We start from the raw sequence: 12,662 nt of genomic DNA, 5'->3' as shown, positions 1-12,662 counted from the left end.
GGACCCGCACACATCCGAAGGGCCGGGATTCGCATGACTTCCACCCACGCCTTCTGGCTCGCCGGCCGCCAGGCCACCGGCGAGGACAGCTTCGACGTCCACTCCCCGTGGGACGGCCGGCTGGTCGCCGCCGTCAGCGTGCCCACCGACGCCCAGGTCGAAGAGGCCGTGGCCGCGGCGTACGCCGTGACGGCCGAGTTCTCCGCGACTCCCGCCCACGTCCGTGCCGCCGCCCTGGACCACGTGTCCAAGCGGCTCACCGAGCGCACCGAGGAGATCGCCCAGCTGATCTCCGCCGAGAACGGCAAGCCCATCAAGTGGGCCCGCGGTGAGGTCGGCCGTGCGGTGTCCGTGTTCCGCTTCGCCGCCGAAGAGGCCCGCCGCTTCAACGGCGGAGAGGCCCAGCGCCTCGACACCGACGCCGGTGGCGTCGGCCGTCTCGCCCTGACCCGCCGCTTCGTCAAGGGCCCGGTCCTCGGCATCGCGCCGTTCAACTTCCCGCTGAACCTGTGCGCCCACAAGGTGGCCCCGGCCATCGCCGTCGGCGCGCCGATCATCCTGAAGCCGGCCCCGGCCACCCCGCTCTCCGGCCTGATCCTGGGTGAGCTGCTCGCCGAGACCGACCTCCCGGCCGGTTCCTGGTCGGTCCTGCCGGTCGCCAACGACAAGATGCCGGCCCTGGTGAAGGACGAGCGCCTGCCCGTCATCTCCTTCACCGGCTCCGACAAGGTCGGCTACGCCATCCAGCAGTCGGTGCCCCACAAGCACTGCACCCTGGAGCTCGGCGGCAACGCCGCCGCCGTGGTCCTGGACGACTGGTCCTCCGAGGCCGACCTCGACTGGGCCGCGACCCGTATCGCGACCTTCTCGAACTACCAGGCCGGCCAGTCCTGCATCTCCGTGCAGCGCGTGATCGCCGACGCCTCCGTCTACGACCGCCTCGTCGAGAAGGTCGTCACGAAGGTCCAGGCCCAGGTCACCGGCGACCCGTCCGACTCCGCCACCGACGTCGGCCCCCTCGTCTCCGAGGACGCCGCCAAGCGGGTCGAGTCCTGGGTCGACGAGGCGATCTCCGCCGGAGCCAAGCTGCTCACCGGCGGCAAGCGCGAGGGTGCCTCGTACGAGCCGACCGTCATCGCCGACCTGCCCGCCGACACCACCCTCGCCGTCGAGGAGGTCTTCGGGCCGGTGCTGACGCTGACGAAGGTCGAGAACACCGACGAGGCCTTCGCCGCCGTCAACGACTCGAAGTTCGGCCTGCAGACTGGCGTCTTCACCCGGAACATCCAGACCGCGTTCCGCGCCCACCGCGAGCTCGAGGTCGGCGGTGTGATCGTCGGCGACGCGCCGTCCTACCGCGCCGACCAGATGCCGTACGGCGGCGTCAAGCAGTCCGGTGTGGGCCGCGAGGGTGTCCGCTACGCGATGGACGACTACACGTACGAGCGAGTCCTGGTCCTGACCGGCCTCGACATCTGATTCTCGTACGGCCCAAAAGCCGACGGCCGGAGCCTACTGTGCGGGGGCTCCGGCCGTCCCCTTTTCTTTTTGGCTCGGTTCGCGGTGGCCGGCGCGGCCCTTCGGCTCACTCGCCAGGCGGTAGCCCCGCGGGCGGGCTGGTTTTCCCTCACTCGGACCGTCCCGGCTTTTCCCGGAGGGCCGGAGAGGGTACGACTCACAGGTAGCACCGGCCAGTAGGCCGGTCCCACCGACTCCGGCGGCGAGGTGAGTCCCCTCATGTCCGCAACACAGCCCAAGGTGACCGAGCGCGAGGCACGGCAGGTCGCGGAAGCGGCCCGGGAACAGGACTGGCGCAAGCCCAGCTTCGCCAAGGAACTCTTCCTGGGGCACTTCCGGCTCGACCTGATCCACCCGCACCCGATGCCGGCGGACGAAGACGTCCGGCGCGGCGAGGCCTTCCTGGCCCGGCTGCGGGCGTTCTGCGAGACCGAGATCGACGGTGCGCGCATCGAGCGCGAGGCCAAGATCCCCGACGAGACCGTGCGCGGGCTCAAGGAGCTCGGGGCCCTCGGCATGAAGATCGACCCCAAGTACGGGGGCCTGGGCCTCACCCAGGTGTACTACAACAAGGCGCTGGCCCTCGTCGGCTCGGTCAGCCCCGCCATCGGGGCCCTGCTCTCCGCCCACCAGTCGATCGGCGTCCCGCAGCCGCTGAAGATGTTCGGCACGCAGGAGCAGAAGGAAACCTTCCTGCCGCGCTGCGCGACCACCGCCATCAGCGCCTTCCTGCTCACCGAACCGGACGTCGGCTCCGACCCGGCGCGGCTGGCCACCACCGCCGTCCCCGACGGCGAGGACGGGTACGTCCTCGACGGGGTGAAGCTCTGGACCACCAACGGGGTCGTCGCGGACCTGCTGGTGGTGATGGCCCGGGTGCCGAAGTCGGAGAACCACCGCGGCGGGATCACCGCCTTCGTCGTCGAAGCCGATTCCCCCGGGATCACCGTCGAGCACCGCAACGCCTTCATGGGCCTGCGCGGCCTGGAGAACGGCCTCACCCGCTTCCACCGGGTCAGGGTGCCCGCCTCGCAGCGCATCGGCGCCGAGGGCGCCGGGCTCAAGATCGCGCTGACCACCCTGAACACCGGCCGGCTGTCCCTGCCCGCCATGTGCGTCGGCGCCGGGAAGTGGTGCCTGAAGATCGCCCGTGAGTGGTCGGGCGTGCGCGAGCAGTGGGGCCGTCCGGTCGCCCGGCACGAGGCCGTCGGCGCCAAGATCTCCTTCATCGCCGCCACTACCTTCGCCCTCGAAGCGGTCGTCGACCTGGCCTCCCAGATGGCTGACGAGGACCGCAACGACATCCGCATCGAGGCCGCCCTCGCCAAGCTCTACGGCAGCGAGATGGCCTGCCTGATGGCCGACGAGCTCGTCCAGATCCGCGGCGGGCGCGGCTTCGAGACCGCCGAATCGCTGGCCGCCCGCGGCGAGCGCGCCGTCCCCGCCGAGCAGATGCTGCGCGACCTGCGCATCAACCGGATCTTCGAGGGCTCCACCGAGATCATGCACCTGCTGATCGCCCGCGAGGCCGTCGACGCCCACCTGTCGGTCGCCGGGGACCTCATCGACCCGGAGAAGGCGCTCGGCGACAAGGCCAGGGCCGGAGCCCGCGCCGCCGGCTTCTACGCCCGCTGGCTGCCCAAGCTCGCCACCGGCCCCGGCCAGGTCCCCGGCGCGTACCGCGCCTTCCACCCCGGCGGCCACCCCGACCTCTCCGTCCACCTGCGCTACGTCGAGCGCAGCGCCCGCAAACTCGCCCGGTCCACCTTCTACGCCATGTCCCGCTGGCAGGGCCGCATGGAGACCAAGCAGGGCTTCCTCGGCCGAATCGTCGACATCGGCGCCGAGCTCTTCGCGATGAGCGCCGCCTGCGTGCGCGCCGAGCACCTGCGGGCCTCCGGGGAGCACGGCCGCGAGGCCTACCAGCTGGCCGACGCCTTCTGCCGGCAGTCCCGGATCCGCGTCGAGGAGCTCTTCGGCCGGCTCTGGTCCAACACCGACGACCTGGACCGCAAGGTCGTCGCCGGGGTGCTCTCCGGCACCTACACCTGGCTCGAGGAGGGCGTGCTCGACCCCTCCGGCGACGGCCCCTGGATCGCGGACGCCACCCCCGGCCCGTCGACTCAGAAGAACGTCCACCGCCCCATCCGCTGACCTGCGATCATCGCCGGGTGCCCGTCAGGCGTACGACACTGGCGACAGGGAACCCGGGGAAGCGGATGCATGTGAACGTGGACAGGGAGAGCCGACGGCTCGCCTGGTGCGTGGCGCTCCTGCTGCGCCACGCACCGGACGGCGTCGCCTCCGACCTCCTCGGGCGGCTGGACGCGCCCACCCGCCGGTTCCTGTGCCGGGACGAGTACCTCCCGGCCTCCGCGGTCACCCTGCTGCTGCGCGAGGGCACCGACGAGGACCGCCGCACCATCGCCCGCAGCCCGCAGGTGCACGGCCGCCCCCTGCCGGGCCTCCCCGGCCCCGCGCGGTACGCGGCCCGCCCCGGCCCCTCGCCGGAGCTGCTCGCCACCCTCGGCGCCGAGCTCGGCCGCCCGCCCGGGCCGCCGCCGACCGGTGCGGAGCCCGTCGGGCCGTCTGCGGAGCCCGTCGGGCCGCCGCTGACCGGCCCTGAGCTCATCGGGCTGCTGCGTCGGCACGGCAGCCGCCGGCCGCGCATCCCGCTCGACGTGCTGGCCCTCCCGTACGAGCTCGACCCCGAGACCCTGCTGCGCGAGCACGCCCGCAGCCCGCTGCCGCCCGGCTCCGTGGAGGCCCTGCTGCTGGTCGCCGATCTGGACCGGCGGGCCAGGCTCGCGCTGCTCGACACCCGCGTGCAGGCCTCGTACGGACCGGCGTGGCACCGGCCGGCGGTCCGCGCCGTCCGGACCGGCACCCTGACCTTCGACGAGCTCGCGGCGGCCGTCGCACCGGCCCACCGGGCCCTGCTCCTCGGGCAGGCCCACGCCGCCGGCGGCCTCGGCTGGAACCTGGCCGAGTGGGCCGGGATGCGCTCGGCCCTGCTGCGGGTGCTCCGCCCGGCGCTCGGCGACGACCCGAGGCTGTGGGCCGAGCTGCAGCGGCACGCCCCCGGGTTCACGGGCACCCTGCCCGAGCTGGTGGCCGCGGTCGCCGCCGGGGCCGCGCCGCCGCAGCCGCAGGCCGCGATACCCGGCCTCGCCGAGGCCGTGGACGCCCTCGCGCCGGGCTCCGCCTGGGAGCCGGACGAGAGCGTGAACCGCGAGCTGGCCCTCGCGAGCCTCGGGGTGCCCAACGCCATGGGCGATCTGCGCGAGGACATACGGTGGGTCCGCGCCTGCCTCGACGACGGCATCCTGGCCGGCGCCGACGTGATCCGGCACAAGGCCCCCGCCGCCTGGGCCCTGGACGAGGGCCACTGGCTGGGGGAGGTGGACCACCCCGACCGCCACGACCACCACCCGGCGGTCCTCGCCGCCCGCGCCGAGGCGGACCGGCTGTTCGAAGCCGCCCTCGGCGGGGACGCCGATGCCTGGTGGCGGGCCGCCCGCGCGCTCCCGGATTTCGCCGGGACGCTGCCCGAACTGCTCGCCGGCGCCGTTCACGGGGACTCCGTGTCCAACCGCTCCTGAGTTGCGGCAACAATGGGGGCATGAGCGACCGCCCAGCCCCCCTCGCCGATCCGCACCTCCTCTTCGACCCCGCGGCCGGCCGGCGGGACATCGTCATCCTCGGGTCCACCGGGTCCATCGGGACCCAGGCCATCGACCTCGCCCTGCGCAACCCCGACCGGTTCCGGGTGACCGCGCTGTCCGCCGCCGGCGGGCGCGTCGGGCTGCTGGCCGAGCAGGCCCGGCAGCTGCGCGTGAACACCGTGGCCGTCGCCCGCGAGGACGTCGTACCGGCCCTGAAGGAGGCGCTGAACGCCCAGTACGGCGCCTCCGAGCCGCTGCCCGAGATCCTGGCCGGGCCCGAGGCGGCGACCGAGCTCGCCGCCTCCGAGTGCCACACCGTTCTCAACGGCATCACCGGTTCCATCGGACTCGCGCCCACCCTCGCCGCGCTGCGGGCGGGCCGCACCCTGGCCCTGGCCAACAAGGAGTCGCTGATCGTCGGCGGCCCGCTGGTCAAGGCCCTCGCGAAGCCCGGCCAGATCATCCCGGTCGACTCGGAGCACGCGGCCCTCTTCCAGGCGCTCGCCGCCGGCACCCGGGCCGATGTGCGCAAGCTCGTGGTCACCGCCTCCGGCGGGCCCTTCCGCGGCCGCACCCGCGCCGAGCTGGCCGGCGTCACCGTCAGGGACGCCCTCGCGCACCCCACCTGGGCCATGGGCCCGGTGATCACCATCAACTCGGCGACCCTGGTCAACAAGGGGCTGGAGGTCATCGAGGCGCACCTGCTCTACGACATCCCCTTCGACCGCATCGAGGTCGTGGTCCATCCGCAGTCGTACGTCCACTCGATGGTGGAGTTCTCCGACGGCTCCACGCTCGCCCAGGCCACCCCGCCGGACATGCGCGGACCCATCGCGATCGGCCTCGGCTGGCCCGAGCGCGTCCCGGACGCGGCCCCCGCCTTCGACTGGACCAAGGCGTCGACCTGGGAGTTCTTCCCCCTCGACACCGAGGCCTTCCCGTCGGTGGGACTGGCCCGGCACGTGGGTACCCTGGGCTCCACCGCCCCCGCCGTGTTCAATGCGGCGAACGAGGAGTGCGTGGAGGCGTTCCTGGCCGGTCGGCTGCCGTTCACAGCAATCATGGATACGGTCTCTGCCGTGGTCGATGAGCACGGGACGCCGGACGCGGGAACTTCTCTCACCGTCGCAGACGTCCTCGAAGCGGAGACCTGGGCCAGGGCCCGGGCACAGGAGATGGCGGCCCGGGCCGCCGTGGAGGCGCGCGCATGACAGCACTCATGACGGTGCTCGGAATACTCATCTTCGTATTCGGGCTGCTCGTCTCCATCGCGTGGCACGAGCTCGGCCATCTCTCGACGGCCAAGCTGTTCGGCATCCGCGTGCCCCAGTACATGGTCGGCTTCGGCCCGACCATCTGGTCGCGCCACAAGGGCGAGACCGAGTACGGGATCAAGGCCATCCCGATGGGCGGCTACATCCGCATGATCGGGATGTTCCCGCCCGGCGAGGACGGCAAGGTGACCGCCCGGTCGACCTCGCCGTTCCGCTCGATGATCGAGGACGCGCGCTCGGCGGCGTACGAGGAGCTCCAGCCCGGCGACGAGACGCGGCTGTTCTACACGCGCAGGCCGTGGAAGCGCGTGATCGTGATGTTCGCGGGCCCGTTCATGAACCTGGTGCTGGCGCTGGCGATTTTCTTCGGCGTCTGGATGAGCTTCGGGATCAACCAGACGACCACGCAGGTCGCGAGCGTCTCGCCCTGCGTCATCCAGCAGAGCGAGAAGCGCGAGATCTGCAAGGCCGGCGACCCGGTCGCCCCGGCCAAGGCCGCCGGCCTGCTGGCCGGGGACCGGATCGTGGCGTTCAACGGCCGCAAGGTGGCCGACTGGGCCGCCCTGCAGAAGCAGATCCGCGACACGGTCGGCCCCGCCACCGTCACGGTCGTCCGGGACGGGAAGCAGCAGACCCTGCCGGTCAGCCTGATCGAGAACAAGGTCGCCAAGACGGACGGCCACGGCGGGTACGTCAAGGGCCGGTTCGTGACGGCCGGCTGGCTCGGCTTCAGTCCGAAGAGCGAGATCGCCCCGCTGTCCTTCGGCCAGTCCGTGGACCACATGGGCGAGGTCGTCGACAACAGCGTCCAGGGGCTGCTCAAGCTGCCCGCCAAGATCCCGGCCCTGTGGGACGCGGCCTTCAGCGGAGCCGAGCGCGAGCCCGACTCCCCGATGGGCATCGTCGGCGCGGCCCGGATCAGCGGCGAGATCGCCACCCTGGACATCCCGGCAGAGCAGCGGCTGGTGTTCTTCCTCCAGCTCGTCGGGTTCTTCAACCTCTCGCTGTTCCTGTTCAACATGCTGCCGCTGCTCCCGCTCGACGGCGGGCACATCGCGGGCGCCCTGTGGGAGTCGGTCCGGCGCACCGTGGCCCGGGTCTTCCGGCGCCCCGACCCCGGCCCGTTCGACGTGGCGAAGCTGATGCCCGCCGCGTACGTGGTGGCCGGCGTGTTCGTCTGCTTCACGCTGCTCGTGCTCGTGGCCGACGTGGTGAACCCGATCAAGATCACCTAGTACGTCCGCATGTACGCCGACCGTATGGGGAGCCGGGCACGCTTCGTGCCCGGCTCCCTACGTTCGGGTGTTCCGGGCCCTCGGATGCATGGGCCGCCCCGTGGTTGGCGTAATCTCGAAACCTGGAGCCCGCCGATCTCGGGACCTTGATCCACACCTTGGGGTTGCACAGCAGATGACTGCCATCTCTCTCGGAATGCCGGCCGTGCCGACGAAGCTTGCCGACCGCAGGGTCAGCCGCAAGATCCAGGTCGGCTCGGTGGCCGTCGGCGGCGACTCACAGATCTCGGTGCAGTCGATGACGACCACCCGGACCTCCGACATCGGCGCCACGCTCCAGCAGATCGCCGAGCTGACCGCCTCCGGCTGCGACATCGTGCGCGTGGCCTGCCCGACCCAGGACGACGCCGACGCCCTCGCCGTCATCGCGAAGAAGTCGCAGATCCCGGTCATCGCCGACATCCACTTCCAGCCCAAGTACGTGTTCGCCGCGATCGACGCCGGCTGCGCCGCCGTCCGCGTGAACCCGGGCAACATCAAGCAGTTCGACGACAAGGTCAAGGAGATCGCGAAGGCCGCCAACGACGCGCGCACTCCGATCCGCATCGGCGTCAACGCCGGCTCCCTCGACGCCCGGCTGCTCAAGAAGTACGGCAAGGCCACCCCCGAGGCGCTGGTCGAGTCCGCGCTGTGGGAGGCCTCCCTCTTCGAGGAGCACGGCTTCAGCGACATCAAGATCTCGGTCAAGCACAACGACCCGGTCGTCATGGTCAACGCCTACCGGCAGCTCGCCGCCCAGTGCACGTACCCGCTGCACCTCGGCGTCACCGAGGCCGGCCCCGCCTTCCAGGGCACCATCAAGTCCGCCGTCGCCTTCGGCGCGCTGCTCTCCGAGGGCATCGGCGACACCATCCGCGTCTCCCTCTCGGCCCCGCCGGTCGAGGAGATCAAGGTCGGCATCCAGATCCTGGAGTCGCTGAACCTCAAGCCGCGCCGCCTGGAGATCGTCTCCTGCCCGTCCTGCGGCCGCGCCCAGGTGGACGTCTACAAGCTGGCCGAGGAGGTCACGGCGGGCCTCACGGGCATGGAGGTCCCGCTGCGCGTCGCCGTCATGGGCTGCGTCGTCAACGGCCCGGGCGAGGCCCGCGAGGCCGATCTCGGTGTCGCCTCCGGCAACGGCAAGGGCCAGATCTTCGTGAAGGGCGAGGTCATCAAGACCGTCCCCGAGTCGAAGATCGTGGAGACCCTCATCGAAGAGGCGATGAAGATCGCCGAGCAGATGGAGAAGGACGGCGTGATGTCCGGCGAGCCCACCGTCGCCATCGGCGTCTGAGCACCCCGGGCGCCCCGGCGGCGCCCCGCACGCATCGGCCCCGGCCCCGTTCCCGCAGCTCGTGGGCGGGGTCGGGGCTTTTTCGTGACCCGTGGGACCAGGCATCCTCCGGTGGCGGCGGGTACAGTTCGGAGATCAGCAGACTTGTATGGTGAGGCCCCAGTGTTGACGCAGACCACCACCCGGGTCCTTGAGCCCAGTGATCTCGACGCCGCCCTCGGAGTCCTGGGACGCGAGCCGGTCGAGAACGCCTTCGTCACCTCCAGGGTCCAGGTCGCCGGCCTCGACCCCTGGCGTCTGGGCGGCGAGATGTGGGGCTACTACGCCGACGGCGAGCTGCGCTCCCTCTGCTACGCGGGCGCCAACCTGGTCCCCGTCTGCGCCGACTCCGACGCCGTCCGCGCCTTCGCCGACCGGGCCCGCCGCACCGGCCGCCGCTGCTCCTCCATCGTGGGCCCCGCCGACGCCACCCGGCTGCTGTGGCGGCTCCTGGAGCCCAGCTGGGGACCCGCCCGCGACGTCCGCTCCCACCAGCCGCTCATGGTCACCGAGCAGGCGTCCGCGGACGTGCGCCCCGACCCGCTCGTGCGGCGGATCCGCAAGGACGAGATGGACCTGATCATGCCCGCCTGCGTGGCCATGTTCACCGAGGAGGTCGGCGTCTCACCGATGGCGGGCGACGGCGGGCTGCTCTACCAGGCCCGGGTGGCCGAGTTGGTCGGCACCGGCCGCTCCTTCGCCCGCATCGAGGACGGCAAGGTCGTCTTCAAGGCGGAGATCGGCGCCGCGACCGCCAGGGCCTGCCAGATCCAGGGCGTGTGGGTAGATCCCGAGTTCCGCGGCCGTGGGCACTCCGAGAGGGGGATGGCGGCCGTCGTCGAGTTCGCGCTGCGCGATGTCGCGCCCGTGGTGAGCCTGTACGTCAACGACTTCAACACCGCGGCGCGGGCGTCGTACCGGCGGGTGGGGTTCCGTGAGGTGGGCGCGTTCATGAGCGTGCTCTTCTGAACGCGCCTCAAACGCCGGCGGAGCCGAGTGCGGTAGGGGTGGGGGCCGTACGGACGGGGTGGGGGAACGCCCAGTAAGGTCGCCGCATGCTGCCTACCCCCGGGGGCGACGACCCCGACCGGCCCGCCGGACTCCGCATCGGTCCCCTCGACCTCGCCGACCGCGTGGACGAGGCGCTGCGCGTGCAGGCCGTGGCCTTCGGGCTCAGCGAGGAGGAGGTCGGCATCCGGCGCTACATCGTGCAGCGCCACATGACCTGCCGCGGAGCCCGTGCCCTCGGCGCGTTCACCGAGGACGGGGCGCTCGCCGGGTTCGTGTACGGGATGCCGAACGACCGGGCGTACTGGTGGTCCTCGGTCGTCGAGCCGTACCTGCGGGCCGAGGGGCAAGACGGCTGGCTCGACGGTTCCTTCGTGATCACCGAGCTTCACGTCCACCCCGGCTTCCAGGGCCACGGCGTCGGCCGCACCCTCATCACCCGGCTCACCGACGCCGCCGAGGAGCCCCGCTCCATCCTCTCCGCCATCGACACCGAGAGCCCGGCCCGCGGGCTCTACCGCGCCCTCGGCTACACGGACCTGGCCCGCCAGGTGCACTTCCCGAGCGCGAGCCTCCCGTACGCCGTGATGGGAGCCCCGCTGCCGCTCCGCCGCGCCTGAAACGGGTTTCCGGGGGGCCGTGCCCCCGGTAGCCTCCCGTCATGTCATCGCAACACGTGCAGCGCATGTCCCGCCTCATGGCCAAGACCCTCCGAGAGGACCCGGCCGACGCGGAGACCCTCAGCCACCGGCTCCTCGTCCGCGCCGGATACGTCCGCCGCAGCTCCGCGGGCGTCTGGACCTGGCTGCCGCTCGGCAAGAAGGTCCTCGACAACGTCTCGCGCATCGTCCGCGAGGAGATGGACGCCATCGGCGCCCAGGAGGTGCTGCTCCCGGCGCTGCTGCCGAAGGAGCCGTACGAGGTCAGCGGGCGCTGGACGGAGTACGGGGACCTGCTCTTCCGGCTCAAGGACCGCAAGGGCGCGGACTACCTCCTCGGCCCCACCCACGAGGAGATCTTCACCCTGGTGGTGAAGGACCAGTGCACGTCCTACAAGGACCTGCCGGTCATGCTCTACCAGATCCAGACCAAATACCGGGACGAAGCCCGGCCGCGGTCCGGCGTGCTGCGCGGCCGCGAGTTCCAGATGAAGGACTCGTACTCCTTCGACGTGAGCGACGAGGGCCTCGCGGAGTCCTACGCCCTGCACCGGGCCGCGTACCAGCGGATCTTCGAGCGCCTCGGTCTGGACCACCGCATCGTGTCGGCGGTGTCGGGCGCGATGGGCGGCTCGGCGTCGGAGGAGTTCCTGGCGCCCGCGCCGGCGGGCGAGGACACGTTCGTGGACTGCCCGTCGTGCGACTACGCGGCGAACACGGAGGCGGTGACCTTCGCACTGACGCCGGTGGACGCCGAGCACCCCGCGCTCGAGGAGGTGGACACCCCCGACACCCCGACGATCGAGACCCTCGCCGCGCACCTGGGCGTGCCCGCGTCGGCGACGCTGAAGAACCTCCTGGTGAAGGTCGACGGCGAGATCACGGCCGTGGGCGTACCCGGTGACCGGGAGGTGGACCTCGGCAAGCTCGGCGAGCATCTGGCCCCGGCGGTCGTGGAGTTGGTGACGGCCGAGGACTTCGTCGACCGCCCCGACCTGGTACGCGGCTACGTGGGCCCGCAGGGTCTCGGCAAGGTCCGCTACCTGGCCGACCCCCGTGTCGCGCCCGGCACTTCGTGGGTGACGGGGGCCAACCGCGAGAACACGCACGCCCGGAACGTGGTCTGCGGGCGGGACTTCGAGGTGGACCAGTACCTCGACGTGGTCGTCGTCGAGCCCGGCGACCCCTGCCCGCGCTGCGGTGCCGGGCTCCGGCTGGACCGCGCGATCGAGATCGGGCACATCTTCCAGCTGGGCCGCAAGTACGCGGACGCGTTCGGGCTGGACGTGCTGGGCCGGGAGGGCAAGCCGGTGCGGGTCACGATGGGCTCGTACGGCATCGGCGTCTCGCGGGCGGTGGCCGCGCTGGCCGAGCAGACCGCCGACGAGCGGGGCCTGGCCTGGCCGGCCGCGGTGGCCCCGGCGGACGTCCACGTGGTGGCGGCGGGCAAGGCGGTTCCGCTGGCGCTGGCGGAGCAGGCGGCCACCGCGCTGGCCGGCGCGGGCCTGCGGGTCCTGCTGGACGACCGGCCGGGCCTGTCGCCGGGCGTGAAGCTCACGGACGCGGAGCTGATCGGGGTCCCGTGGATCCTGGTCGCGGGCCGCCGCTCGGCGGACGAGGTGGTCGAACTCCAGCACCGCGCCACGGGCACCCGCGAGGAACTCCCCCTGTCCGAAGCCCTGTCCCGCCTGACGGCCTGACGGCCTGACGGCCTGACCCCCACCGGCCACCGGCGTCCCGAAACCGGGGGCTCCGCCCCCGGATCCCCGCGCCTCAAACGCCGGCGGGGCTGGAGTTTCCCCCCCGGTCGGGGCTGGATGGCGCGCAGCGCCATTTCAGCCCCGACCGGCGTTTGAGGCGCGGGTCCGGGCAGAGCCCTGGGGGCACCTCCCGGCGGTAGCCGGGGGAGAAACGGAGAAAGGGCGGGGCGG

Annotated in this window: 9 protein-coding genes; all 9 read left to right on the top strand. The window is 72.2% G+C overall.

Annotated features, from left to right (window positions below):
- Positions 1-33: 33 nt before the first annotated feature.
- The 9 genes from AB0M76_RS34935 to AB0M76_RS34895 all read left to right on the top strand — a co-directional run bounded on the left by AB0M76_RS34935 (position 34) and on the right by AB0M76_RS34895 (position 12,431).
- A complete protein-coding gene (locus AB0M76_RS34935) occupies positions 34-1,479 on the top strand; it encodes an aldehyde dehydrogenase family protein (protein WP_365956782.1) in 1,446 nt (481 codons plus the stop codon).
- A gap of 258 nt (positions 1,480-1,737) precedes the next feature.
- Positions 1,738-3,672 (top strand): acyl-CoA dehydrogenase family protein, encoded by a 1,935-nt coding sequence (locus AB0M76_RS34930; protein WP_365956781.1) that lies wholly within the window; start codon positions 1,738-1,740, stop codon positions 3,670-3,672.
- A 71-nt stretch (positions 3,673-3,743) separates the two neighbouring features.
- Positions 3,744-5,120 (top strand): hypothetical protein, encoded by a 1,377-nt coding sequence (locus AB0M76_RS34925; protein ID WP_365956780.1) that lies wholly within the window; start codon positions 3,744-3,746, stop codon positions 5,118-5,120.
- A 20-nt stretch (positions 5,121-5,140) separates the two neighbouring features.
- Complete coding sequence (gene dxr, locus AB0M76_RS34920; RefSeq protein WP_365956779.1) at positions 5,141-6,394, top strand: 1-deoxy-D-xylulose-5-phosphate reductoisomerase; 1,254 nt, start codon at positions 5,141-5,143, stop codon at positions 6,392-6,394.
- Complete coding sequence (locus AB0M76_RS34915; RefSeq protein WP_365956778.1) at positions 6,391-7,692, top strand: site-2 protease family protein; 1,302 nt, start codon at positions 6,391-6,393, stop codon at positions 7,690-7,692. The genes dxr and AB0M76_RS34915 overlap by 4 nt, the downstream gene beginning before the upstream one ends.
- Before the next feature lie 175 nt (positions 7,693-7,867).
- A complete protein-coding gene (gene ispG, locus AB0M76_RS34910) occupies positions 7,868-9,025 on the top strand; it encodes a flavodoxin-dependent (E)-4-hydroxy-3-methylbut-2-enyl-diphosphate synthase (protein WP_266663204.1) in 1,158 nt (385 codons plus the stop codon).
- 165 nt (positions 9,026-9,190) lie between these two features.
- Positions 9,191-10,033, top strand: a complete 843-nt coding sequence (locus tag AB0M76_RS34905) for a GNAT family N-acetyltransferase (RefSeq protein WP_365956777.1) — start codon at positions 9,191-9,193, stop codon at positions 10,031-10,033.
- 86 nt (positions 10,034-10,119) lie between these two features.
- Complete coding sequence (locus AB0M76_RS34900; protein WP_365956776.1) at positions 10,120-10,692, top strand: GNAT family N-acetyltransferase; 573 nt, start codon at positions 10,120-10,122, stop codon at positions 10,690-10,692.
- Between the two features lie 41 nt (positions 10,693-10,733).
- On the top strand, positions 10,734-12,431 hold the full coding sequence (locus AB0M76_RS34895; RefSeq protein WP_365956775.1) for a proline--tRNA ligase: 1,698 nt from the start codon (positions 10,734-10,736) through the stop codon (positions 12,429-12,431).
- Positions 12,432-12,662 lie beyond the last annotated feature (231 nt).

Source organism: Streptomyces sp. NPDC051364 (assembly GCF_040682115.1).
Taxonomy (GTDB): domain Bacteria; phylum Actinomycetota; class Actinomycetes; order Streptomycetales; family Streptomycetaceae; genus Streptomyces.
Note: the sequence above shows the minus strand (reverse complement) of the source record. Positions and strands in the feature narration are given on the sequence as shown.

Bases quoted from the DNA above. Each gene is read 5' to 3' on its own strand.
- AB0M76_RS34935 (WP_365956782.1), top strand. From the start codon at position 34: ATGACTTCCACCCACGCCTTCTGGCTCGCCGGCCGCCAGGCCACCGGC.
- AB0M76_RS34930 (WP_365956781.1), top strand. From the start codon at position 1,738: ATGTCCGCAACACAGCCCAAGGTGACCGAGCGCGAGGCACGGCAGGTC.
- dxr (WP_365956779.1), top strand. From the start codon at position 5,141: ATGAGCGACCGCCCAGCCCCCCTCGCCGATCCGCACCTCCTCTTCGAC.
- AB0M76_RS34915 (WP_365956778.1), top strand. From the start codon at position 6,391: ATGACAGCACTCATGACGGTGCTCGGAATACTCATCTTCGTATTCGGG.
- ispG (WP_266663204.1), top strand. From the start codon at position 7,868: ATGACTGCCATCTCTCTCGGAATGCCGGCCGTGCCGACGAAGCTTGCC.
- AB0M76_RS34900 (WP_365956776.1), top strand. From the start codon at position 10,120: ATGCTGCCTACCCCCGGGGGCGACGACCCCGACCGGCCCGCCGGACTC.
- AB0M76_RS34895 (WP_365956775.1), top strand. From the start codon at position 10,734: ATGTCATCGCAACACGTGCAGCGCATGTCCCGCCTCATGGCCAAGACC.